The organism is Myxococcus sp. NMCA1 (genome assembly GCF_026810205.1).
GTDB classification, from domain to species: Bacteria; Myxococcota; Myxococcia; order Myxococcales; family Myxococcaceae; genus Myxococcus; species Myxococcus xanthus_A.
Window position 1 is genome coordinate 4,580,968 of record NZ_CP113950.1, and the last position, 22,234, is coordinate 4,603,201.

The 22,234-nt window shown below is 68.8% G+C and carries 18 protein-coding genes; 14 read left to right on the forward strand and 4 right to left on the reverse strand.

All coding sequences use genetic code 11. From position 1 onward, the window contains the following. Positions 1-229 precede the first annotated feature (229 nt). From OZ403_RS19235 to OZ403_RS19250, 4 genes are all read left to right on the forward strand, one after another. A complete protein-coding gene (locus tag OZ403_RS19235) occupies positions 230-721 on the forward strand; it encodes a Fur family transcriptional regulator (protein ID WP_174258825.1) in 492 nt (163 codons plus the stop codon). A 5-nt stretch (positions 722-726) separates the two neighbouring features. Beyond that, on the forward strand, positions 727-1,242 hold the full coding sequence (locus tag OZ403_RS19240) for a TlpA family protein disulfide reductase (protein ID WP_140791816.1): 516 nt from the start codon (positions 727-729) through the stop codon (positions 1,240-1,242). Between the two features lie 73 nt (positions 1,243-1,315). Continuing rightward, positions 1,316-1,597: an FtsB family cell division protein gene (locus OZ403_RS19245; RefSeq protein ID WP_140791818.1), complete on the forward strand. Its 282-nt coding sequence runs from the start codon at positions 1,316-1,318 to the stop codon at positions 1,595-1,597. Beyond that, positions 1,594-3,759: a sensor domain-containing diguanylate cyclase gene (locus OZ403_RS19250; RefSeq protein WP_268784803.1), complete on the forward strand. Its 2,166-nt coding sequence runs from the start codon at positions 1,594-1,596 to the stop codon at positions 3,757-3,759. The genes OZ403_RS19245 and OZ403_RS19250 overlap by 4 nt, the downstream gene beginning before the upstream one ends. Positions 3,760-3,814: 55 nt before the next feature. Here OZ403_RS19250 and OZ403_RS19255 read toward each other — a convergent pair whose 3' ends face one another. Then, complete coding sequence (locus tag OZ403_RS19255; protein WP_268784804.1) at positions 3,815-6,061, reverse strand: di-heme oxidoreductase family protein; 2,247 nt, start codon at positions 6,059-6,061, stop codon at positions 3,815-3,817. 183 nt (positions 6,062-6,244) lie between these two features. Here OZ403_RS19255 and OZ403_RS19260 point away from each other — a divergent pair, with 183 nt between their 5' ends. Then, a complete protein-coding gene (locus tag OZ403_RS19260) occupies positions 6,245-7,108 on the forward strand; it encodes a class I SAM-dependent methyltransferase (RefSeq protein ID WP_268784805.1) in 864 nt (287 codons plus the stop codon). A 77-nt stretch (positions 7,109-7,185) separates the two neighbouring features. Here the strand turns inward: OZ403_RS19260 and OZ403_RS19265 are convergent, their stop codons facing one another. Then, positions 7,186-8,895 carry an HAD-IG family 5'-nucleotidase gene (locus OZ403_RS19265; RefSeq protein ID WP_140854958.1) on the reverse strand — a complete coding sequence of 570 codons (1,710 nt, stop codon included), beginning with the start codon at positions 8,893-8,895 and terminating at the stop codon, positions 7,186-7,188. 380 nt (positions 8,896-9,275) lie between these two features. On the opposite strand from OZ403_RS19265, the gene OZ403_RS19270 reads away from it, so the two are divergent. From OZ403_RS19270 to OZ403_RS19290, 5 genes are read left to right on the forward strand one after another with little or no spacing between them, the layout of a single operon-like run. Continuing rightward, on the forward strand, positions 9,276-11,372 hold the full coding sequence (locus OZ403_RS19270) for a serine/threonine-protein kinase (protein WP_268784806.1): 2,097 nt from the start codon (positions 9,276-9,278) through the stop codon (positions 11,370-11,372). 2 nt (positions 11,373-11,374) lie between these two features. Then, on the forward strand, positions 11,375-12,040 hold the full coding sequence (locus OZ403_RS19275) for a response regulator (RefSeq protein WP_268784807.1): 666 nt from the start codon (positions 11,375-11,377) through the stop codon (positions 12,038-12,040). Positions 12,041-12,067: 27 nt separating this feature from the next. Further along, positions 12,068-13,381: a M16 family metallopeptidase gene (locus OZ403_RS19280; protein WP_140791833.1), complete on the forward strand. Its 1,314-nt coding sequence runs from the start codon at positions 12,068-12,070 to the stop codon at positions 13,379-13,381. A 29-nt stretch (positions 13,382-13,410) separates the two neighbouring features. Then, positions 13,411-14,868 (forward strand): M16 family metallopeptidase, encoded by a 1,458-nt coding sequence (locus OZ403_RS19285; RefSeq protein WP_140791835.1) that lies wholly within the window; start codon positions 13,411-13,413, stop codon positions 14,866-14,868. Then, positions 14,865-15,569 (forward strand): RluA family pseudouridine synthase, encoded by a 705-nt coding sequence (locus OZ403_RS19290; RefSeq protein ID WP_268784808.1) that lies wholly within the window; start codon positions 14,865-14,867, stop codon positions 15,567-15,569. The genes OZ403_RS19285 and OZ403_RS19290 overlap by 4 nt, the downstream gene beginning before the upstream one ends. 14 nt (positions 15,570-15,583) lie before the next feature. Here OZ403_RS19290 and OZ403_RS19295 read toward each other — a convergent pair whose 3' ends face one another. Further along, on the reverse strand, positions 15,584-17,122 hold the full coding sequence (locus OZ403_RS19295; RefSeq protein WP_268784809.1) for a hypothetical protein: 1,539 nt from the start codon (positions 17,120-17,122) through the stop codon (positions 15,584-15,586). Positions 17,123-17,158: 36 nt separating this feature from the next. Next, positions 17,159-17,872, reverse strand: coding sequence for a hypothetical protein (locus tag OZ403_RS19300; protein ID WP_140791840.1), 714 nt, complete (start codon positions 17,870-17,872; stop codon positions 17,159-17,161). A 30-nt stretch (positions 17,873-17,902) separates the two neighbouring features. On the opposite strand from OZ403_RS19300, the gene OZ403_RS19305 reads away from it, so the two are divergent. The 4 genes from OZ403_RS19305 to OZ403_RS19320 all read left to right on the forward strand — a co-directional run bounded on the left by OZ403_RS19305 (position 17,903) and on the right by OZ403_RS19320 (position 22,170). Beyond that, on the forward strand, positions 17,903-18,718 hold the full coding sequence (locus tag OZ403_RS19305) for an MlaE family ABC transporter permease (protein ID WP_140791842.1): 816 nt from the start codon (positions 17,903-17,905) through the stop codon (positions 18,716-18,718). A gap of 41 nt (positions 18,719-18,759) precedes the next feature. Then, complete coding sequence (locus tag OZ403_RS19310) at positions 18,760-19,497, forward strand: ABC transporter ATP-binding protein (RefSeq protein ID WP_140800708.1); 738 nt, start codon at positions 18,760-18,762, stop codon at positions 19,495-19,497. A 105-nt stretch (positions 19,498-19,602) separates the two neighbouring features. After that, positions 19,603-21,132, forward strand: a complete 1,530-nt coding sequence (locus tag OZ403_RS19315) for an MlaD family protein (RefSeq protein ID WP_140791843.1) — start codon at positions 19,603-19,605, stop codon at positions 21,130-21,132. Positions 21,133-21,243: 111 nt separating this feature from the next. Next, the gene (locus OZ403_RS19320; RefSeq protein ID WP_140791845.1) at positions 21,244-22,170 is read left to right on the forward strand and encodes a PfkB family carbohydrate kinase; all 927 of its coding nucleotides are present in this window, start codon (positions 21,244-21,246) and stop codon (positions 22,168-22,170) included. Positions 22,171-22,234: the final 64 nt, after the last annotated feature.

Genomic DNA, 22,234 nt, shown 5'->3' on the forward strand with positions numbered 1-22,234 from the left:
AAGCGTTGCAGGGAGGGTGGGACGGGAGTATCAGGCCTGCGGCGTTCAGAGACCAACACATGCCGGTGACGTTTTCTTCTCCGGCGGGGCGCCTTTGTTGGGAAATGGCCGGGTCGCGAGGGTTGGCCGGATTGGTTACAAGAAGAGCGGAGGGCGAGGCAGCGGCGGGCCTCCACCCAGTGGCGCCCGAGGCATGGCGCGGACCCGCGGCGACTTTGAAGGATTTCACATGAGCAACAGCCACAGCCATCATCACCACCACGACGACGACCGGGACAAGGACGAGGTGCTTGCCCGCTACATGGCCCAGCATGGCCTGAAGAGCACGCGGCAGCGCAGCCTCATCATCGACACGTTCTTCGCGGTGGGAGGCCACCTGTCGGTGGAGGAGCTGTGGAACAAGGTGCGCGAACAGGACACCAAGGTGTCCGTCGCCACCGTGTACCGGACCATGAAGCTGCTCAGTGAGTGTGGCCTGGCCCACGCGCGCAACTTCGGGGACGGGCAGACGCGCTACGAGGCGGCCGCGGGGCGCGACCACCATGACCACCTGGTCTGTACGCGCTGCGGCACCATCATCGAGTTCGAGAATGAGCGCATCGAGGCGCTCCAGGACGCCGTGGCCCGCAAGCACGGCTTCAAGGTGACGTCGCACAAGATGGAGCTGTACGGCCTGTGTCGTGACTGTCAGCGGGCCGGGCCGCCCGCCTCGGAGGCCTGATCGCCATGTCCCGCGCGCTGCTACGGGGCGCCGTCGTGGCGCTGGTGGCGCTGGCCGGCTGCCGGGGCACTCGGCCGGTGGACGCGGGGTACGCCTTCCTCAACGCGCTGGCGCTGCCGTCGGTAGGGCCCACGCCGCATGACGTGCGCGCGCTGGACGGGAAGGTGGTGCTCGTCTCGTTCTTCGCGACGTGGTGCTTCCCGTGCCTGGCGGAGATGCCCACGCTGGAGGCGCTCCAGAAGGACTACGGCCTTCAGGGCTTCCAGGTGGTGGCGGTGGGCATGGACCTGGAAGGGGAGAAGGTCCTGGCCCCCTTCGCGGACCACTATGCGCTGCGCTACCCGGTGCTGGTCGCGAACCAGGCGATGATTGAAGGCCACAGCGCCTTCGGGGCCATCCAGGGCCTGCCCACCACCGTGCTGTTGGACCGCCGGGGCCGCGCCGTGGCCGGCTGGCATGGCGTGGAATCCCACGCCGACATGGCGAAGGCCGTGGAGAAGCTCCTGGCCCAGCCCAAGTAGCTTCCCGGCATTGCTACAGGCCTGGAGCGGAAATCTTGCGGGGCAGGGGGCCACTGGTACGGTCCTCCGGCTCATGACGGCGAGGCGAAAGTTCCTGGTGGTGGCGGTAGGGGTGGCTGCGGCCCTGAGCCTCGTGTCCGTCGTGGACGCGAAGGGCTTCCGCCGCTACCTCTCGCTCCGGCAGGACGTGGAGTCGGTGCAGGCCCGCAACCGCTCCCTGTCCGCCCAGAATGAGGCCCTGCGCAGTGAGATTGCCGCCCTGCGCAAGGACCCGGCCGCGCTGGAGCGCGCCGTGCGTGAGGAACTCGGCTTCGTGAAGCCGGGCGAGCTTGTCTTCCACCTGGAGTCCCCATGACGTCGCTTCCCGAGTTTCCGTCTCCCGGAAGGTTGCTGCGTCTCGCGGTCCGGTCCATACCCGCCGCGGCCGCGCTCGCCACGTTCATCCACCTGGCGCGCGGCGGCTTCCGGGGGCTGAACACGCTGGGGTGGACCGAGGCGGCCCTGGTGGGCTGCCTCCTGGTGGGCATCGCCGTGGCCGCCTGGCGCCGGGCCATGCGTGGCGCTGTGGGCGCTGTCATCGACCTTCGGGACGACCTGGAGCTGGGCGGAGCGCTCATCTCCGCGGCCTTCGTCGTGGTGGCCATTGGCGGCGGGGACTTGTTCCCCATCGTCTACCTGCTGATGGCGTTCCTGGTGGCCTTCCTGCCGCGCAACGCGGGTCTCACGCTGCTGGGTGTGGCGCTGGTGTACGACGCGCTGGTGACCCTGGGCGGTCCGGTGCCCAACGCCACGGGCTACCTGACGCACGCGGCCTTCCTGGCCCTGTTCTCCGGCCTCTACCACCTGGTGCTGGCGGCGCGCATCGCCGCCGCGCGCCGGGCGGAGAGCGACGCGGTGCAGAAGCGCATCCGCGAGGTGGAGGAGCGGGCGCGCACCTTCCGGCTGGTGTCATCCGGCACGCAGGACAGCTTCAGCGGGATGAGCTCGGACGAGAAGTGGCTGGTGGCCTCGGTGAAGGAGATCGAAGGCGCCGTGCAGGCCGCGCTCGAAATCGCGGAGACGGGGCTGCGCACCTACACCTGCGCCGCGTTCCTGCTCACGTCGGATGACCGGAGCCTCAAGCTGTACGACTGCCGCTCCGGCTCCGAGCGCGTGCAGCGCGAGCGCTTCAACGCGGGCGAGGGCATCATCGGCGGCGTGCTCAAGCGCCGCGCCCCGGTGCGGATGAACTCGCCGAACGGGCTCAAGGGCGTGACGCATTACGACGGCAGCGGCCCCGCGGTGCAGGCGCTGCTCGCGGTGCCCATCCTGGAGGCCAGCGGACTGGTGCGCGGCGTCCTGGTGGCGGACCGGCTGGCGAACGAGCCCTTCAGCGACCAGGACGAGAAGCTGCTCTCCACCATCGCGGGCGAGGTGCTGCGCTCCATCGAGGTGGAGCGGGTGATGAGCTACATCCGCAAGACGCGCGACGAGAAGGACCGGTTCTTCCGCGCCATCGAGGAGCTCAACCGCGCGGGCAGCCCGGACCAGGTGTTCGTGGCGGTGCTGGAGAGCACCCGGCAGCTGGCGGGCCTGGACTTCTGTGCGGTGACGCTGGTGTCCGAGGTCGACGGCAAGCGCATGCACCGCGTGGTGCGCATGTCCGGCGTGACGGCGCAGGGCCAGGCGCTGTCCGGCCAGAGCTTCGAGGACAACAACGGGCTGGTGGCCAACGTGGTCCGCTACGGGGCGCCGCTGCCGGGCCGCGACATCAAGGCCATGGACCGGCAGATCATCTTCGACGACGAGACGCAGATTCGCGGCCTGGGGGCGCTGAAGATCTTCCCGCTGGTGGCGGGTGACCGCATCCTGGGCACGCTGGTGGCGGGCTCGCGCAAGAAGGCCGCGTTCGAACAGGACGTGCTGCGGATGATTGAGGTCATCGCCATCCAGGCCGCGCAGGCCGTGCTGCGTGCGCAGCTCTTCGAGCAGATGGAGCGGATGGCCACCACGGACGGCCTCACCGGCCTGTTCAACCACCGCACCTTCCAGGCGAAGGCGGACGAAATCCTGGCCCAGGCGCGGCGCTACCAGCGCAAGTGCTCCATCATTCTCACCGACGTGGACCACTTCAAGAGCGTCAACGACACCTATGGTCACCCGACGGGCGACCAGGTGCTCAAGGGCGTGGCCCGCATCATCAAGACGATGGCGCGCGACACGGACATCGTCGCGCGGTACGGCGGCGAGGAGTTCGTCATCATCATGCCGGAGACGGACGCCAAGGGCGCCTTCACCATCTCCGAGCGCATCCGCGAGGCCGTGAAGGCGGAGACGTTCCAGACGGAGATGGGGCCGCTGAAGATCACCATGTCGCTGGGCATCGCCACCTTCCCCGACAGCGGCACGGAGAAGCAGCAGCTCATCGACCTGGCCGACCAGTGCCTCTACCACTCGAAGCGCAACGGCCGGAACCAGTCCGTCACCGTGGCCATCATGCAGGGCGGCCGGAAGCTCCAGGCGGCGAACGCGTCCTGAGTGTGAAGCAGGGGGCCGCCCGTGACGCGCGGCCCCCTGGACCTGCTTCGGCGCATTACAGCGAGCGCAGGAACGCCAGCAGCGCGTCGCGGTCCGCGCTGTTCATGTTGGCGAAGTTGTTGCGCGCCGCCTGGCCCTCGCCGCCGTGCCAGAGGATGGCCTCGGCGAGGTTGCGGGCGCGGCCGTCGTGCAGGTAGGCCTCGCCGCCGCTGACGCCCGCCGTCAGGCCGATGCCCCAGAGCGGGGGCGTGCGCCACTCCGCGCCGGTGGCCTGTCCGTCCGGCAGGTTGTCCGCCAGCCCCGTGCCCATGTCGTGCAGCAGCAGGTCCGTGTACGGACGGATGGTCTGGCCGCGCAGCTCCGCGTGCGGGTGGTACGCGCTGGTCGTCAGGCTGGCCGTGTGGCACCGCGCGCAGCCCGCGTTGTTGAACAGCGTCTCACCGCGCAGCGCCGTGGCGTCGCTCAGGTTGCGGCGCGCCGGCACGCCGAGCAGGGAGATGTAGCGCGTGAGCTTGTCCAGCTCCGAGTTGGCCAGCTCGGTGCTGGTGCTGGTGCAACCCTGCTGCGACGGACCGCAGTCCAGCGACGGGAACACGGAGGTGGTGACGCCGATGTCGCTGTTGAGGGCCTCGGCCACCTGGTGGCGGACCGTGGCGGTGCTCGCCTTCCAGCCGAAGCGGCCCAGGCGCGTCACGCCCGTCTGTGGGTCGCGCACCTGGTGCATGCGGCCGGAGATGCCGTCACCGTTGCTGTCGTTGGGGTCCGCCAGCGCGGCGATGGCCGACTCGGGGATGGCCTCCAGCAGGCCCATGCCCACCAGCTGCGGGGTGATGCGCGCCGAGTAGTTCGTGGGCGTGTTATTGGTGAAGCCGTAGTTGGGTCGGCGCAGCTCGAACCGGGTGCCGTCACCGTAGGTGCCGGAGCTGACGGTCCACCCGGTGATGCGGGCCTCGCCCTCTGGCGTGCCGCTGGTGCGGCGCGGCTGCAGCCGGTAGCCGAGGAACGGGTCGGCGGCGCCATTGGCCTGGCCCACCTTCACCACATAGTTCGTCAGCGTCGTGTTGTTGCCCGGGGGCAGGGCGCGGCCGTTCTGCACGTGGCAGGCGACGCAGGACGGGGCGACGTAGTGTGGGCCCAGCTTGCCCTGGTGCTGCGTGAGCGCGGGGTTGCCCGGCTCGGAGTGGCTGCCATCACCGAAGTTCGTGTGGTGGATGCGGCGGCCTTCCACGAAGGGCTGCGCGCTGACCGGCGCCAGGTTGTTGGCCATCTGCAGGAAGCGGTTGTCGGGCTCGTTGGACTGCGGCGAGCTCAGCGTGGTGCGGCCACCGCTCCAGCCCGCTTGCGGCATGGGGATGGAGTCCCGGATGGAACCCGTGACGTCGAAGGGCACCACGCCGCCCGAGCCGACCATGTAGAGGTACGTGGTGGCGTAGTAGTTGAAACGGCCTTCCACCGGTTGACGAAGGAAGACACCCACCTCCAGCTCCATTCGGTCGCCCACGCGGATGGCGCGGCCTTCCTTGGCGTTGAAGTCGACGCTGGACGTGAAGTGATAGTCGTTCACCTGGGTGAACTGGGCGTTGTGGAAGTACTCCGCCACGGTGCCGAGTCCGCGGAAGAAGGCGCGGAAGTCAGGGCGCTCGTAGGGATAGACGGTGTGCAGGTTCACCGTGACGCGGTTGCCACCCTTGGCGACCTCGTCGACGATCTCGATGTAGTGCGTGCGCGCCTGGAAGTAGAGGGGCAGGTAGTGGTCGTACGCCTGGAACATGTCCTCGCGCGCGTGGCGATCCCGGACGCGGTCGCCCACGCGGGTGATGATGGCGGAGGCCGTCTCCTGGACCGTCGCGGGCTCCAGCGGCGTGGACGTGGTGTACAGCGGGACGATGGGGCCCGTGGGAGGCGTGCCCGCGTCCGTCGGAGGTGGCGGCGTGCCCGCGTCGGTACCCGCGTCCGGCGGGGGCGGAGGCGGGTTCGTGCCGGAGTGCGTGTAGCGCGTCCAGGCCGTGTCACGGGCACAGTCGCAGGACACGTCCCAGTACGTGAATGAGTAGTCGATGGTTTCGCCCGCGGACAGGTCGGTCACCGTGTACTGGTTCCGGCCGTTGACGATGCCCATCCGATAGTTGAGCTGCCCCTGATTGTTTTGGACGTAGTGGATGTCCGCCCAGGCGTTGGTGTCGACGTAGAAGACGGCGGACGAGCCCGACGGCGTGACTCCAAAGGTGGCTGCGAACGCGTCGCCCACCAAGAGGGTTGCGACCATTACGACAACGGCCATTCCTGTTGCTCTGTTGTGCATCGTTGTCCTCTCCAAGCGATCCACTCCGGGCGCGGATTGGGGAGATTCTCCATCGTCCGAAGGAAGTCCGATTCTGAGGCACGAGGGCGCGAAATCCTATGGAGTTCGTTAATTCGTACTAATCCTGTCGGCTCCGAGACGGAGTCTGGCAGGGCCTTCCACGGTTGACGCGATGGGCCAGCCGTGACGTGGCGCGGAGCGTCGTGGATGGCGGAATCCGTTGCTCCTTCGCTGCGGGCATGGTGGATGCGAGGCAGGAGGGTGACCCTGGTACCGCTGGCAGTGACGACGAGCACGAAGGTGGATGCGGCGCTGGTGCGCGAGGCGCGGGCCGTGGCGGCGCGGTGGGGTGTGCCCTTCCTGCCTCGGCGCGCGAAGGAGAGCGTGGCGCCGTGGCTGGGGACGAAGGCGGCGGCGCTCTTGGTGGTGGGCGGTGACGGCGTGACGCTGTGGGACGCGGAGGGCTCGTTCGGGTTCCACGCGGGCATGGCGCACCTGCGGCGGATGCGGCTGCGGGCGGGGGAGCCGGATGCCTTCGTTCGGGTGGCGGAGCTTCGCGCCGGGGACTCGGTGCTGGACTGCACGTTGGGGCTGGCGCAGGACGCGATGGTGGCGTCACTGGCGGTGGGGCCCTCGGGGCGCGTGGTGGGGCTGGAGCGGAGCCAGGCGCTGGGGGCGGTGGCGGGGGAGGGGCTGCGGCGCTATGCGCTGGGCGAGGACTCAGGGCCCATTGAAGTGGTGCACGCGGATGCGCGCGAGTACCTGAAGACGTTGCCGTCGCGCGCGTTCGACGTCGTCTTCTTCGATCCGATGTTCGCGAAGCCGCGCAAATCACAGCCGGCGTTCGACATGCTGCGCCGCTTCGCGGAACACGCGCCGCTGACGCAGGCGACGCTGGAGGAAGCCCGGCGCGTGGCGCGGCGGTGGGTGGTGGTGAAGGGCGCGAAGTACACGGACGACCTTCGCAAGCTGGGCCTGGAGGATGAGCCCGGCTCGCGCTTCACCGACGTCATCTGGGGCCGCGTGGGGCCCTCCGCCGAGCTGTGAGGGCGGTTATCACCCTCCAGGGGTGACTGCCTGACAGGTTCCGATCCTGCGGGAAGCTCTGACGCGTCGCCTGAGGCCTACTCGTTCCCGGCGCCCTTCGGGGGGCCTTCGCTGCCCATCGGGGACAGCCGGGCGGACAGGGCTCCGGCCTGCTCGTGGGCCATCTTGTCCCGCGGTGAGCGGTAGTACTGCATGGGCGAATGGTGCAGGAAGTTCGACACCCGGCTCGTGTACAGACAGGCGTACTGCTCCACCTGGTAGCCAAAGCGGCTGTTCTCGTTGCCTTCCTTGAAGAGCAGTCCCCAGTACGGGTTGAAGCCTTCCTCCACGTCCTGCTCGAGCGTGTCCGCGACCTCGTTGGCCTCTTTCAAGGCCCGCCGCATCCGGTCCAGCTCCAACTTTGTCTGCTTGCGGAGCTCCTCCACGCCCAGCCGCTCATCCGGCGCCAGCTGTTCGCGCTCCAGCCGCCGCTCCAGGATGTTGAGCAGCGTCTTGTGGTGGTTCACCTCGTCGTCCAGGCGCTCACGGAGCACCTCCACCTGCGACAGCGTTCCAATCTCCTCCTGCCGCGTCGCCGTGTACGTGATTTCGTCCTCAATCTCCTGGACCACCATGCACGTGCGCCACAGCGACGACTTCTTCGACTTCAGGATGTCGCCGTAGATGTGGTCGCCCACGTACAGGATGTTCTCGCCCCGGTAGCCCGTCAGCTCCTCGAAGCGCGCCAGGTTGCCGCCCGAGTACACCTTGCCGCGCTCCAGCGACGAGGCCTCGCCCACCACGCGGCCTTCCTCCGTGGAGGCATCCAGCTCCAGGAAGGGGTGCGAGTCGGTGAAGAAGCCCGGCTTGCCCGCCGACGTCACCACCACGTCGAAGTAGTTCCTCCAGCTCGGATACTCCGCGAGCTGTCCGTCCAGGAGGTACTTCATCACCGCGTCCGTGTAGTCCCACGCGGAGTTCGTCAGCAGGAACAGCCGCTTCCCACCCGAGCGCAGCTTGTGCAATGCCGGCCCCAGCTCCGGGTCCAGGAACACGTAGCGCGCCAGGTCCTTGCGCACCTCGCGCTTGAGCGAGTTGTCCCGATGCACCGTGTCGATGGCCTCCCGGATGTCGTCGTACAGCTTGCCGTACTGGACCGTGTGGCCCAGCGACTCCAGCAGCTCGATGATGCCCGCGAACAGGCACGTCTCCGGCAACGCGAACAACGTGTCGTTCCACGCGAACTGCGGGTTTCGCAGCCGCACGCGCTTGTTCCGGTACAGCTCACGCGAGACCTCGCGCTTCAGCGGGCGCAGCCCGTGGTACGCGCGGCCCACGTGGCCGAAGCGGTCCATCTTCAGGATGTTGCCGTTGACGCGGTCCACCGCCAGCCCGCGCATCACGAAGTGATGGTCGTACAGCAGCCCGCCCACCACCGGCGGATAGCCGTACTCACTCACCAGCTTCGCCAGCGTCATGTCGAACGACAGCTGCTCCAGCCGGCGCATGTGATAGATGGCCAACGTGTAATCCATGTCGAAGCCGAACAGTTCGACACTGGCCATGCGCAGGTTGCGGTTGACGAAGATGTCCCGCGCCCGTTGCACCACCTCCCGGCGCTCGCGGGGCGACGTGAGCAGCCGCGTGAGCTCCTCGTCGGCGAGCAGTCCACCGGCTCGCTGCGCGGCGTCCTCGGCGCGGGCTCGATTGAGGGGAGAACGGAAGCTCCCGTGAAGCGGGTCCGGCGCGGGCCCACCCGGGATGGGACGGAACGGGGAAAGTGATGGTGCCAAGGGACTCAGACACATAACACGCGTGTGGGTGGCCCGGCTCTTACCTTGCGGGGCTTGGAGTCGGCATGGCACGCTCCAGGGTCTGCGATGCGCTCGCCCACCCGACGACAGCCCTCGGAGGCCCCCGAGGCGGTTCAAGCTCGCCTGTCCGCCCGGATCGCCGCGCTCGAAGATCGGGTTCGCCGCCTGGAGGCCCGGTTGCGTCTGAAAGTCGCCGCCACCGAGCCCGCCGCGCGAGGAACCGCCCAGCGTACGGCCGAGCGCCCGGTCCGGGCCCGTCCCCGCTGCCCGGGGTGCACGCTGGAGCTGCCGCGTGGCCGCCGCGGTGAGTCGTGCGTGTGGTGTGGCTTCGTCTTTTCCGCCGTCACGCGGCGACGTCCGGCGCGAAAGAAGCGATGACGGCCACGTATCGGCTGACGAGCAAGGTGGAAGGCGGGGAGCTGGCCGAGCTGTATCAGGGCATCGAGCTCCCCGGCATCCCCGTGGTGGTGAAGCTCTTCCACCCCAGGACGTCCGATCCGGCCTACGCCCATGACCTGGCGGAGACGACGCGGCTGCTCCAGCCCGTGCGGCACCCGGGCATCCTCCACGTCGTGGACCTGGGCGTCATCCGCCAGCGCCTGGCCGTGGTCCGCGAGGACGTGGACGGCTTCACCCTGGGCACCGCGCTCCAGCGCCTGCACTCCAAGGACGTGGTGCTGCCGCCCACCGTGGCGCTCCACATCATCATCCAGCTCCTGGAGGCCCTGCATCAGGCGCATGAGGCGGGCGTGGTGCACGGCGCCATCACCCCGGGCAACGTGGTGCTGTCGCATGACGGCCTGCCCGCGGTGTGCGACTTCGGCGCGCTACGCGCCCTCATGGCCGTGCCCCAGCTGCGCAAGTCGTTTGGCCACCGGGGCCGCGGCACGTACCGCGCGCCGGAAGTCACGCGGGGCGAGCCGCACTCCGCGCAGTCGGACATCTACTCGCTCGGCGCCATCGCCTACGAGCTGCTCACCCAGCGTGAGCCCGTGGTGCCCGGCAGCGGCGGGGTGTCCACGCGGCGCAGCGAGGCCTTGCCGCCGCCCAGCCGCGTGGACCGGCGCATCAATTCACGGCTGGACCCGCTCATCCTCCGCGCGCTGGAGCCCACGCCCCAGCGCCGCTTCCGCTCCTGTGGCGAGTTCGCCACGTCGCTTCGCAATCAGCTCGCGGCCAGCGGCGGCATGCCCTCGGCGGACGACGTTCGCCGCTTCGTGCGGGAGCTGTTCCCCAACGAGATGAGCCTCGTCAGCTCGGGGCCCCCGCCGTTCAAGGAGCCCTTCACGCTGGAGCCCATCTCCGGCGCGGAGATGGACGACCTGCGCGCGGAGGAACTCGAGAAGTCCGTGGTTCAGCGCGCCCCATACAGCCGCGCGCTGACCGAGGACGAGGCCAACGCGGAGACGCAGCAGGCCTCCGAGCCCGCGTTCGAGGAGTACCGCCCGGAGCTGTACGAGCGGGACGTGGCGGACGTGGCCACGCGGGTGCGGGCGCCCTCGGGCGTGTCCGCCTCCGACGCCACCGCCGCGCCGGGGGAAGATGACACCGGGCCCGCTCCCGCCGGACCGCTGGAGCAGGGGTGGGAAGCTCCGCCGGGCGCCGCTCCGCCGAAGCCTCGCCGCCAGCAGTCGTCGGTGGGGGGAGGGAGCGGCCACACCCGCATCGGGCGAAATCCGCGCCTCAAGGTCGTGGAGGACTTCTCCGCGCCCGAGCCGTCCGCGGATGACGAGGGCTCGGTCTCCGTCTCCGCGCCAGGTCGCCGCGGCGCCCGGGTCCGCCGCGCTCCCGCGGAGGCCAAGGGGCCCAAGACGATTCCGGACGTGTTGCCCGCGGTGCAGCCGGCCTCGGCGCGAGCGCGTGACGACATCGCGATGCCGCCGTCCGATCCGGCGTTGCCTTCGACATCCGACGTACACCGGCGCCTGGTGAGCGCGGAGCAGCGGTTGTCCGTGGCCCAGCACCGGTATGGACGCCGGTTGGGCATCGCGGCGGCCATCGCCGGGGTGGGGTTGGTCACCTTCCTGGTGGCCGCGTGGCAGCTCGGTGGTGATACCGCACCCGCGCCGGAGGAGGCCCCGCGGGAGGCGAAGGCCGAGGAAGCCCCCGTGGGCCCACCGCCCGCCATGCCCATCGCGCCGCCGCCGCCGGTGCCGGTGCCGGCGCGTCCGCCTGCTCCAGAAGCCGCGTCGCGAGGGGGCGAGGAGGACGCTGCCCCCGAGCCGAAGCCTCCCCCGAAGTCTCAGCGCGCGTATGTCACCATCACCACCAATGTGCCGGCGACCGTCTACGTCGACGGCACGCGGCTGAGCAGCCGTACGCCCCTCAACCGATACCCCGTCAAGGTGGGCACCCGGCGCATCAAGCTGGTGTCCGTCGCCACCGGTGAGCCCAAGGAGCTGGACCTGCGCATCAAGCGGGGGCAGCACCTCAAGGTCCTGGTGGACTCGTTCACGTCTCCGAGGCGGTGACCATGGACCCGACCCGCATCTTCGTCGTCGAGGATCAACCCCAGCTCCTCAAGAACCTGGTGAAGGTGCTGGCCACCTTTCCCGAACTGGAGGTGGTAGGCACCTCCCAGGAAGGGGAGGCCGCGGTGGAGGACATCGTCCAGCTCCGCCCCCAGCTCGTCCTCCTGGACCTGGAGTTGCCCGGCATCAACGGCATCCAGGTGACCCAGCGGGTGAAGCGCCACGCCCCGGAGGTGGAGATCCTCATCCTCACGTCCTTCGACGACGAGACGAAGGTCTATGAGGCCATCCAGGCCGGGGCCTCCGGCTACCTGGTGAAGCGGGTGGGGCCGGAGAAGATCCGCTCCGGTATCCAGGAGGTGATGGAGGGCGGGACGGTCCTGGAGCCCATCATCGCCAAGCGTTTCTGGAACTACTTCCAGTCCGTCCAGGCGAAGTCCACCCAGGAGGAGAAGAAGCCGGAGAACCCCTGGGCGCTCACGCCGCTGGAGTTCGAGGTGCTGCGCTACGTGGCCAAGGGCCTGTCCAACGCCGAGGTGGGGCACGTGATGACGCTGGAGCGGCGGACGGTGCGCACGCACCTGTCGCATATCTACCGGAAGATGGGCGTCAACTCTCACGTGGAGGCCGTGGTGATGGCCCTGCGTGCGGGTGTCGTGGATCTATAGCCACGCTCTGGTTAGGTTCGGGGTCCTATGTCCAAGGCTTCCCCGAGCAAAGTACCCACTCGCGTGGCGGACCCCGCACTCGAGTCCCTGTTCGACGTCCACGAGGCCACGCTTCCCAACGGCCTCCAGGTGCGGCTGCTCGCCAACCACCAGGCTCCCGTTGTCAGCCTCTACACCGTGTTCCAGGTCGGCAGTCGCAACGAGCGGCCCGGCATCACCGGCATCAGTCACCTGTTCGAGCACATGATGTTCAACGGGGCGAAGAAGTACGGCCCCAAGATGTTCGACAAGACGCTGGAGTCAAACGGCGGCCGCTCGAACGCGTACACGTCCACCGACCTGACGGTGTACTACGACGACTTCTCCGCCGACGCGTTGGAGACGGTGCTGGACCTGGAGTCGGACCGGATGCGCTCGCTGCGCATCTCCCAGGAGACGCTCACCAGCGAGCGCGAGGTGGTGAAGGAAGAGCGCCGCGTCCGCGTGGACAACGACATCTTCGGCATCATGGACGAGGAGCTGGGCACGCTCGTCTACAAGGCGCATCCCTACCGCTGGCCTGTCATCGGATGGATGGCGGACATCGAGGCCATCCGCCGCGAGGACTGTCAGGACTACTTCCGCACCTACTACGCGCCCAACAACGCCGTGCTCTACATCGTCGGGGCCATCGACCCGAAGAAGACGCTGGCGCTGGTGCGCAAGTACTACGGGAACATCCCCAAGGGCCCCGCGCCCGCGGCGGTTCTCAACTCCGAGCCCGAGCAGAAGGGCGAGCGCCGCGCCGAGGTCCGCCACCCCGCGCAGTCCCCCGCGCTGATGCTGGGCTTTCGGGGGCCGGCCGCGCGCGATGACGACACCTTCGTGCTGGACGTCATCCAGTACGTGCTGACGAAGGGGGAGGGGAGCCGGCTGATCCGCTCGCTGGTGTACGAGCAGAAGCTGGCCGTGTCGCTGATGCTCGACTGGAGCTGGCGCATCGACCCGGGCACCATCCTCTTCTACCTGGCCCTGAAGCCGGACTCCGACCCGAAGAAGGTGGAGGCCGCGCTGTACGCCGAACTGGAGAAGGTCGCGCGCGAGGGCATCACCGAGCGCGAGCTGCAGAAGGCGCAGAACAACCTGCGCTCGGACCACCTGCGCGAGCTGGCCACGAACAGCGGCCGGGCGCATGCCCTGGGCCACTACGAGGCGCTGCTCGGCGACTGGCGCCGGTTGCTGACGCTGCCCTCCACCTACGCCTCCATCACCAACGACCAGGTCAAGGCCGTGGCCGCGAAGTACTTCGCGCCCGAGCACCGCTCCGTGGTGACGCTGGTTCCCGCGCCCACCGAAGCCTGAGCCCGGCCCGTACAAGGAAACCTCCCGATATGGCCTCTCGCAAGAGCCCCTCCCGAAAGTCCCCCGCACGTCCGGCGAAGCGCGCCGGAGGCAAGGCCCCCGTTGCCCGCAAGGCTTCGTCCGCGCGCAAGGCCTCGCCGAAGCGCGGCGCGCCACGCGCCACGACGAGCGCCCTCACGCTTCCCACGCTGCACGAAAGCACCACGTCCAGTGGCCTGAAGGTCATCGCCGCCGAGCGCGGACCCCTGCCCATGGTGTCCGTGCGACTGGTGATTCGCGCGGGCAGCGCCACCGATCCGGATGGCAAGCACGGCCTGGCGGACTTCACCGCCCGGCTGCTGCGCCGGGGCACCCGCCGGCTGAACGCGCAGGCCATCGACGAAGCGGTGGAGTTCGTCGGTGCCAGCCTGGGCGTGGGTGTGAGTGAAGACACGCTGTCGGTGGCCCTCACTACGCCGTCCGAGCACTTCGTGCCGATGCTCGGCATCCTGGGCCAGTTGGTGCGCGAGCCCACGTTCCCGCAGTCCGAAGTGGACGATGCGCGCGAGCGCGAGCTGGCGCAGTTCGCCAATGACCTGGACGACCCGTCCATCATCGCCGACCGCGCCATGGTCCGCGCGCTCTGGGGCAACCACCCCTACGGCCATGACGTGGGCGGTTCGTCGAAGACCGTGAAGACCTTCACGCGTGATGACGTGGTGCGCTTCCACCAGGAGCGCATGGGTCCGAAGGTGTCCATGCTCATCGTGGTGGGGGCGATGGACCCGCAGCGCGTGGCGGCCGCGGCGGAAGATGCCTTCGCGGATTGGACGGGCGGGCCGGACGCGCCCGTGGCCATTCCCGCGCCGGAGCGCATTGCCCTGGGCGGGCGGGTCATCATCGTGGACAAGCCGGACCAGACGCAGTCGCAGGTGCGGCTGGGCGGCCCCGGCATGCGCATGGGCCATGAGGACTACTTCCCGGCCACGGCGATGAACATCGCCCTGGGCGGTGGATTCACCTCGCGCCTGATGAACGAGATTCGCGTCAACCGCGGCCTCACGTACGGCGTCAGCTCGTGGTTCGACTCGATGAACGCGGCCGGCGTCTTCGCGCTGTCCACCTTCACCAAGACGGAGTCCACGCGCGAAATCATCGACGTGGCGCTGGCGGAGATTGGCGGCGTCCGGGAGAAGGGGCTCAAGCCCCGCGAGCTGGCGGATGCGCAGTCCTACCTCGCCGGCCTGTACCCGCTGCGCACGGAGACGAACGAGTCCATTGCCGGAAGCATCGCCGAGGCCCGTTTGCACGGGCTGGGGGATGACTGGGTGGAGAGGTTCCGGGACCGGCTGCGCGCGGTGACGCCGAAGGAAGTCGTGGCCGCCGCGAAGAAGTACTGCTTCGCGCAGGCTCCCGCCGTGGTGGTGCTGGGCAAGGCGGACGCGGTGAAGAAGCAGCTCAAGGGCCTGGGCCCCATCACCGTGGTGCCGGCGTCGGAGTACGAGTGACGGACGTCCGCATCCTCTTCGAGGGCGGCGGCGTGCTCGTGGTGGACAAGCCGCCCGGGATGCTCGTCATTCCCGGGCGCGAAGGCGGCCCCTCGCTCCGGGAGCTGCTGGAGACGCAGCGGCGCCAGAAGGTCTTCGTGGTGCACCGGTTGGATCGGGACACCTCGGGGGCCCTGGTGTTCGCACTGGACGCCGCGGTGCACCGGGCCCTGTCGGGTGCCTTCGAGACGGGGAAGGTGCGCAAGCGCTACGTGGCGCTGGTGGAGGGCCGGGTCGAAGCGCCGCAAATGGTGGATGCGCCCCTGGTGGCCGGCAGGAAGGGGCGCATGCGCGTGGCTCGGCCTGGGGATGCGGAAGCCAAGGCCTCGCGCACCCGCGTGCGGCCCGTGGAGACCTTCGAGCGTGCGTCCCTGGTGGAGGCCGAGCCTCTCACGGGGCGGACGCACCAGATTCGCGTGCACCTGCTGTCCCTGGGGCACCCGCTCCTGGTGGACCATCAGTACGGCCGCGAGGCGCCGCTGACGGAGACGGACCTGGGCGGGGAAGGGGACTCGGTGGTGCTGTCTCGCACGCCGCTTCATGCCGCGCGTGTGGAGTGGCCTGCCCTGGCAGGTGTCGAGGCACGTGCCGTGGAGGCGCCCGTGCCCGGGGACATGGCCCGTGCCCGCGAGTTGCTGCGGGCGTCCGTCACTTCACCTTGAAGCCTAGGGCCGGTTCATGGTTCGAACCTCATGCCCAGGTACATCGCGAGCCCGCCGAGCTGACTGTCCAGCCAGGGCGTGTGCACCGGCGCCCAGGCGCCACGCGCCTCCGCCAACGCGCTCCAGCGGCCGAAGCGGTGGGCCGCTTGTAGGGCGACGAAGCCCATGCCGGAGACTCTGCTCTCTTTCACTTCGCCCTGGAAGTCGCTGGAGAGGTAGTGGTGGAAGGGGACGGGACCGGCGCCTGCCCGCCCGTAGAGGGAGAACGCGCCACGGCGGAAGAAGTCCGCGCGAACGGAGAGCAGCAGGGGCAAAGCCATCACTTGCGAGCGGACCACTCCGAGCGCCTCTACCGGACCTCCGTACATGGCGGTGCGGGCTCCGACTTCCAGCTCCGCCGCGATCCGGTGCCTCCACCAAGGCGTGAGGACCGAGACGCCCACACCGCCCGAGGGTCCGGTGTTGGCGCCACTCGCGATCACTCCTCCCGCGAGCAGGAAGAACGAACTCCGCCAGGTGTCGACCGCCTCGGATGCGCGCGCGGTGACGGATGTGGACAGCACGGTGACGCCAGCCTCGGTGTGTGATGCGTGCGCCTGGTCCCGGCGGCGGACGCGCACCTTCACCCGCTTGGCTCCGGAAGCTGGAGCGACGCGAACACGCAGCACGTCCTGGGCATTGGCGCCGACGTCGGCCGAGTGGGGAGCCTCTTCAATCGGAAGCTTCTGTGCTGGCGGAGCGGAGCCGCTTCTCGCGGGGGCCGTCCGCGTTGCCGCATCTGACAGAGGCCCCGTCGTCGGCATTTCCTCAGAGGTTGGGGCCACCACCGCTGACGGAGGACGCGTCGTCGGCATGTCCTCATCGGCAGGGGCGACCACCGCGCCTTCCGCCACCACGTCGACGTCACTGGCGCGCAGGGGCGCTTCGCCCGCCATCAGTAGCCAGCCTCCCTCCACTGCGGGCAGGGCAGGCGGCGTGAGCGCCGCGGCCAGCGGCGAGTCCGGCGGCGGGTCCAGTGGAACGGCTGCATCGGTGCGAAGCGTCCCTCGCGTGGCCAGCACTCGCGCCTCCCGGACGCCAGGAGGGACTTCGACAGGCACGCGAGCCTGCCCCCGGGTGTTCGCCCGAACAGGGCCGAAGCGACGATTCGCGACCTCCACCTCGACGCGCGCGCCCGCCGCCGTGGCGACATCGAGCTCCGTGAGGCCCACCAGGGGTAGCCGCACCACCGTCACCAGGGGCGGCGCGTCCGCGGTGGGAGCGTCCGTCCAGAAGAGGAGCACGGCCACCTGTGGATAACGCACGGAAGGAGGCCGCCACTGGAAGAGGCGGACAGCACCCCCCTCCACGCGGTTCGAGGCGAAGGTGCCCGTGGATGCCGCGGCGTGGAGGGGTCCCGTGCCGGCGGGGACCTGGACCTTCAACGTCACCGGAACATCGGTGCCGAGCACGATGCGCTCGGGCGACCAGGACACGGTGACGTCATGCTCGGCCGCCAACCCCGCCACCGGCATGGCGAGGACCATCAGGAGGGGCAGCGCGCGCAGTGTCATCGTCCGTGCCCCTCCATGATGGATGTGCGGCCCCGGTCAATCCTCCGACGCGGGGGGCGGCTCGGCGCCGTCAGCGGGCGCCGGCTCGGCGCTGTCACCGACGGGCTGGGGCTTGTCCGCGGGTCCGGTCACCTGCCGGTTGGGCGGGTTGAAGACCGGCTTCTCCACCGGGCCACCACCACGGCCGTGCACCAGCGTCTTGGTGTCGGTGCGGAAGGTGATGTCCACCTTGTCGCCGCGAACGGCCGAGACGTAACCCGTGCCAAAGGTGGGATGCTGAATGACCTGATCCACCTTGTACGTGTCCTTCGGGCTGTAGCGGGGCGCGTTGGCGACATCCTTGCCAGCGAGCTGCTCCTCGAAGGAGATGATGATCTTCTCCGCCTTCGCGGACGCGCTCGAGCTGCTGGAGGACGTGCGCGTGGTGCGGGTGGTGCTGGACGAAGGGCGATCCGTCGCGCCAGGCGCCCCGCGATAAGCGTGATCTCCGCCACACGTGTTGCAGCGCACCCGAGCAATCTTCGTTCCCACCATCGCCAGGATGGTGTGCGCGAGAGTGAGCTTGCAGCGGGTACAAAGCGCATCCACCTCGCCGCCGACCTTATGAGTTGCCATGTTCGTTCGTCTATTTCTCTGCCCTGCGGGGGACGCCGCCGGGCATGGGAGTAAAGGGGCGCGGAACATAACGGCATCGCTTCCAAGGGAGGAAGTGTCTTCGTCGCTTGCCTCCCCGGGCCTTGTGCCGGCCACCGGGCCGCCATAAAGAGTAGCCCCGAACGCATGACCACGCAGACCCCCAGCAAGCCGGCACGCGAGCCCGGGCCCTTCACCCAGGCCGTCACGCGCTTTGGCCAGGGCCTCATCGACATCGTCAGCACCCTGGGCGGCATCATCACCATGGGGTTGGACGTGTTCCGCTGGAGCGTGCGGCGCCCCTTTCGGCTGGTCAACCTCTTCGCCCAGCTGGACTTCGTGGGCGTGGGGTCCATCTTCATCGTGTCGCTCACCGGCACGTTCACCGGCATGGTCTTCGCGCTGCAGACGTCCACCGCCTTTCGGCTCTTCGACGCGGAGAGCCTGGTGGGGCCCACGGTGGCTCTGACGCTCACCCGCGAACTGGCGGCCGTGTTCTCCGCGCTGATGGTGACCATGCGCGCAGGTTCTGCCATGTGCACCGAGCTGGGCACCATGCGCGTCACCGAGCAGGTGGACGCGCTGGAGACCATGGCTGTCAACCCGGTGCAGTACCTGCTGGTTCCCCGGGTGCTGGCCGGCCTCTTCATGGTGCCGGCGCTCACCATGCTCTTCAACACCATGGGCATGGGCGGGGCCTACGTGGTGGCCGTCGGGGGCCTTGGCATCTCCCCCGGAACCTTCCTCACCCGGACGCAGCAGTGGCTGGCGCCCGAGGACATCTTCCAGGGCCTGCTCAAGGGCGCCGTGTTCGGCCTGGCGGTGTCCCTCATCTGCTGCTTCAAGGGCTTCAACGCCTCGGGCGGCGCCAAGGGTGTGGGTCAGGCCACCACGGAGGCGATGGTGGCCAGCGCCCTGTCCATCTTCATCCTCGACTTCATCCTGGGCGTCCTCTTCTTCTGATGTCGCCCCCGGCCTCCAACGCTCCGGCGTCCGGCACGCCGATGATCCAGGTGGTCGACCTGCACAAGACGTTCGGCGACCACAAGGTGCTCACCGGCATCAACCTCACCGTGCCGGCCGGCAGCACCTGCGTCATCCTGGGCGGCTCAGGCTCCGGCAAGACGGTGCTGATGAAGCACATGATTGGCCTGCTCAAGCCGGACCGCGGCCAGGTCATCGTCGATGGGGAGGACATCGTCCCCATGAGCGTCGAGTCGCTTCAGAGGGTGCGCAACAAGTTCGGCATGGTGTTCCAGGCCGCCGCGCTGTTCGACTCGATGACCGTCTTCGAGAACGTGGCCTTCCCGCTGCGGGAGCACACGAAGGATCCGGAAGACGTCATCCGCCAGAAGGTCCGCGCGCGGTTGGACCTGATGGGGCTGAAGAAGGACGTCGAGGATCGGTTCCCCGCGGACCTGTCCGGCGGCATGCGCAAGCGGGTGGGCCTGGCGCGGGCCATCGTCATGGACCCGAAGGTGGTGCTCTATGACGAGCCGACCACCGGCCTGGACCCCATCACCACGGACTACGTGGACGAGATGATCCTGGCCGCCCAGAAGGAACTGGGTGTCACCAGCGTGGTCATCAGCCATGACATCTCCTCTGCCTTCAACGTGGCGGACCAGATTGCCTTCCTCTCCAAGGGCGTCATCGTTGCCAGCGGTTCGCCGGAGCAACTCCGCGAGGCGGATCACCCCGCGGTGAAGGTGTTCCTGGAGACCTGGTTCGGGAAGAACTGACCGGGGCGCGGGGCGGCGGGAGGGCGGGGGGCCATAGGAAAATGTGGCACTCGGAATGCAAAACGTTAGAGTCGCGCCGGCCGGTCGCGCTCGGAGTCACATCAGGTGAAGAAGCTCGTCACGCCCTTCCGTGTGGGCCTGCTGGTCATCGCGGCGGGGGCTTTTTTCGTCACCTTCGTCCTGTTCGCTCGCAAAGGTGGTTTGAGCGACAGCGAATCCACGAGGGTGTGGGCCTATTTCCGGGATGCGTCCGGCCTGGCCGTGCGTGGGCGCGTGCAGATCGCCGGTATCCCGGTGGGCGAAATCGACGACATCTCGCTCGAGGGGACCCGGGCGAAGGTCTGGTTGAAGATCCGCAACGACGTGGACCTGCGCGAGGACGCCGTCGTCACCAAGCGCTCCGAATCGCTGCTGGGTGACTACCTGCTGGACCTGAACCCCGGCACGGAGGGCGCCCCCAGCCTGGAGACGGGTGGGCAGATCCGCCGCGTCGTCGACACCCAGGGCATGGAGGCCGTCTTCGAGTCGCTGTCGCAGATCACCGCCGACATCCAGGAGGTGACGGGGGCGCTGCGGGAAGTGCTCGGCGGTGAGCGTGGTGCGGGGTCGCTCCAGCGCATCGTGGAGAACCTGGTGCGGCTGTCGGACTCCGTGGATGCCACGGTCCGCCGCAACGCGGACCGCCTGGACACCATCGTCGGCAACGTCGAGGCCATCTCCGCGGACGTGCGCGGCATCACCCAGGGCAACCAGGCGGAAATCACCCGCATCATCGACAACATCGAGTTCATCACCCGCGACGTGCGCCAGGTGCTCGGCAGCGTGAAGAACATCGTGGGCACGGGTGAAGGCGACGTGAAGGAGACCGTCGCCAGCCTCAAGGAGACGCTCAAGAAGCTGGACGGCACGCTGGGCAACCTGGAGGAGATCACCCGCAAGGTGAAGGACGGGGAGGGCGCCGCCGGCGTGCTCCTGGCCGACGAGGCCGTGGGCCGCGAGCTCCGCGAGACGGTGCAGGACGTGTCGCGCTTCGCTTCCCGCCTGACCGACCTCCAGGCGGAGATTGGCATCCAGAGCACCTACCTGGCCGCGCAGGGAAATTCGAAGAACGTCTTCTCCGTGCGGCTCATCCCCAAGCCGGACAAGTACTACCTGCTGGAGCTGGTGGACGACCCTCGCGGCAGCGTGACGACGGAGGTGTTGCAGACGAACCCGCCGTCCGAGGGCGACCCCGTCGTGCAGACGCGGAAGGTGACGAAGGAGAGCCTCAAGGTCAGCGCGCAGTTCGCCAAGCGCTGGTACTTCACCACCCTGCGCGTGGGCCTTATCGAGTCCACCGGCGGCGTGGGCGCCGACCTGCACTTCTTCAACGACGCGCTCCGGTTCCAGGTGGATGCCTTCAACTTCGCGGACGACGAGCTGCGCTACCCCCGCCTGCGCGCCAGCCTGCGCGCCCAGCCGCTCGATCACCTCTATTTGATCGCGGGCATGGACGACATGCTCAACGCGCAGCAGCGGGACCTGGCGACGCGGCGCCTGGTGGCGGGCCGCGACTTCTTCGTGGGCGGCGGCCTGTTCTTCACGGACGATGATCTGAAGGCCATCCTCACCTTGACAGGCATTCCGACGCCCTGAACCCACCGCTCGGCGCTTGACGGAAAACGGGAAACGACGTACCCGGCATGGGCACGGGGCCCAGGGGAGCGCCGTGCCTGATTTCACGGCATCTCCCCCCAGGAAGCTCGCATGTCCCTGCTCGTCGTCGGCTCCGTTGCCCTGGACTCAGTGGAAACCCCCTTCGGCCAGAAGGAGGACATCCTCGGGGGCTCGGCCACCTACTTCTCTACGTCGGCCTCGTTCTTCAGCCCCGCGCGTGTCGTGGCGGTGGTGGGCGAGGACTTCCCCGAAGGGCACCTCAACTTCCTTCGCGGACGGGGAATCGACCTGGAGGGCCTCACCCGGGAGACGGGCCGCACCTTCCGCTGGAAGGGCCGCTACAGCTACGAGCTGAACGAGGCGCAGACGCTGGACACCCAGCTCAACGTCTTCCAGGCCTTCTCCCCGAAGCTGCCGGAGTCGTACCGGGATACGCCCTATGTCTTCCTGGGCAACATCCACCCGGAACTCCAGGCGCAGGTGCTGGACCAGGTGAAGGCGCCGAAGCTGGTGGCCGCCGACACCATGAACTTCTGGATCAAGGGCAGCCGGGCCGCGCTGCTCAAGACGCTCTCCCGCGTCAACCTCCTGTTCGTCAACGACGCGGAGGCCCGTCAGCTGGCCGGCGAGCACAACGTGGTGAAGGCCGCTCGCGCCATCATGGCCATGGGCCCGCAGCGCGTGGTCATCAAGCGCGGTGAGTACGGCGCGCTCCTCTTCGAGGCCGAGCACATCTTCGCGTGTCCCGCCTTCCCCCTGGCCGAGGTCTTCGACCCCACCGGCGCGGGGGACACCTTCGCCGGCGGCTTCATGGGCGCTCTGGCCACCTCCAATGGTGTGTTGGACCAGGCGTTGCTGCGCCGCGCCATGGTGATGGGCAGTGTCATGGCCTCCTTCACGGTGGAGAAGTTCAGCCTGGAGCGCCTGCGCGAGGTGACGCGGCCGGAGATCCACGCCCGCTTCGCCGAGTTCCGGAAGCTGACCCACTTCGACGACCTGGGCCCCCTGGAGCGATGAGGCCGTGGGCAAGGGTGGGGCGCTCCACCACCCTCGAACTTGACTGCGGAATCAGGCCGTCCCT

Coding starts and splice junctions, on each gene's coding strand:
- OZ403_RS19235 (WP_174258825.1), top strand. CDS start 230: ATGAGCAACAGCCACAGCCATCATCACCACCACGACGACGACCGGGAC.
- OZ403_RS19240 (WP_140791816.1), top strand. CDS start 727: ATGTCCCGCGCGCTGCTACGGGGCGCCGTCGTGGCGCTGGTGGCGCTG.
- OZ403_RS19245 (WP_140791818.1), top strand. CDS start 1,316: ATGACGGCGAGGCGAAAGTTCCTGGTGGTGGCGGTAGGGGTGGCTGCG.
- OZ403_RS19250 (WP_268784803.1), top strand. CDS start 1,594: ATGACGTCGCTTCCCGAGTTTCCGTCTCCCGGAAGGTTGCTGCGTCTC.
- OZ403_RS19255 (WP_268784804.1), bottom strand. CDS start 6,061: ATGCACAACAGAGCAACAGGAATGGCCGTTGTCGTAATGGTCGCAACC.
- OZ403_RS19265 (WP_140854958.1), bottom strand. CDS start 8,895: ATGTGTCTGAGTCCCTTGGCACCATCACTTTCCCCGTTCCGTCCCATC.
- OZ403_RS19270 (WP_268784806.1), top strand. CDS start 9,276: ATGACGGCCACGTATCGGCTGACGAGCAAGGTGGAAGGCGGGGAGCTG.
- OZ403_RS19275 (WP_268784807.1), top strand. CDS start 11,375: ATGGACCCGACCCGCATCTTCGTCGTCGAGGATCAACCCCAGCTCCTC.
- OZ403_RS19280 (WP_140791833.1), top strand. CDS start 12,068: ATGTCCAAGGCTTCCCCGAGCAAAGTACCCACTCGCGTGGCGGACCCC.
- OZ403_RS19285 (WP_140791835.1), top strand. CDS start 13,411: ATGGCCTCTCGCAAGAGCCCCTCCCGAAAGTCCCCCGCACGTCCGGCG.
- OZ403_RS19295 (WP_268784809.1), bottom strand. CDS start 17,122: ATGACACTGCGCGCGCTGCCCCTCCTGATGGTCCTCGCCATGCCGGTG.
- OZ403_RS19305 (WP_140791842.1), top strand. CDS start 17,903: ATGACCACGCAGACCCCCAGCAAGCCGGCACGCGAGCCCGGGCCCTTC.
- OZ403_RS19310 (WP_140800708.1), top strand. CDS start 18,760: ATGATCCAGGTGGTCGACCTGCACAAGACGTTCGGCGACCACAAGGTG.
- OZ403_RS19320 (WP_140791845.1), top strand. CDS start 21,244: ATGTCCCTGCTCGTCGTCGGCTCCGTTGCCCTGGACTCAGTGGAAACC.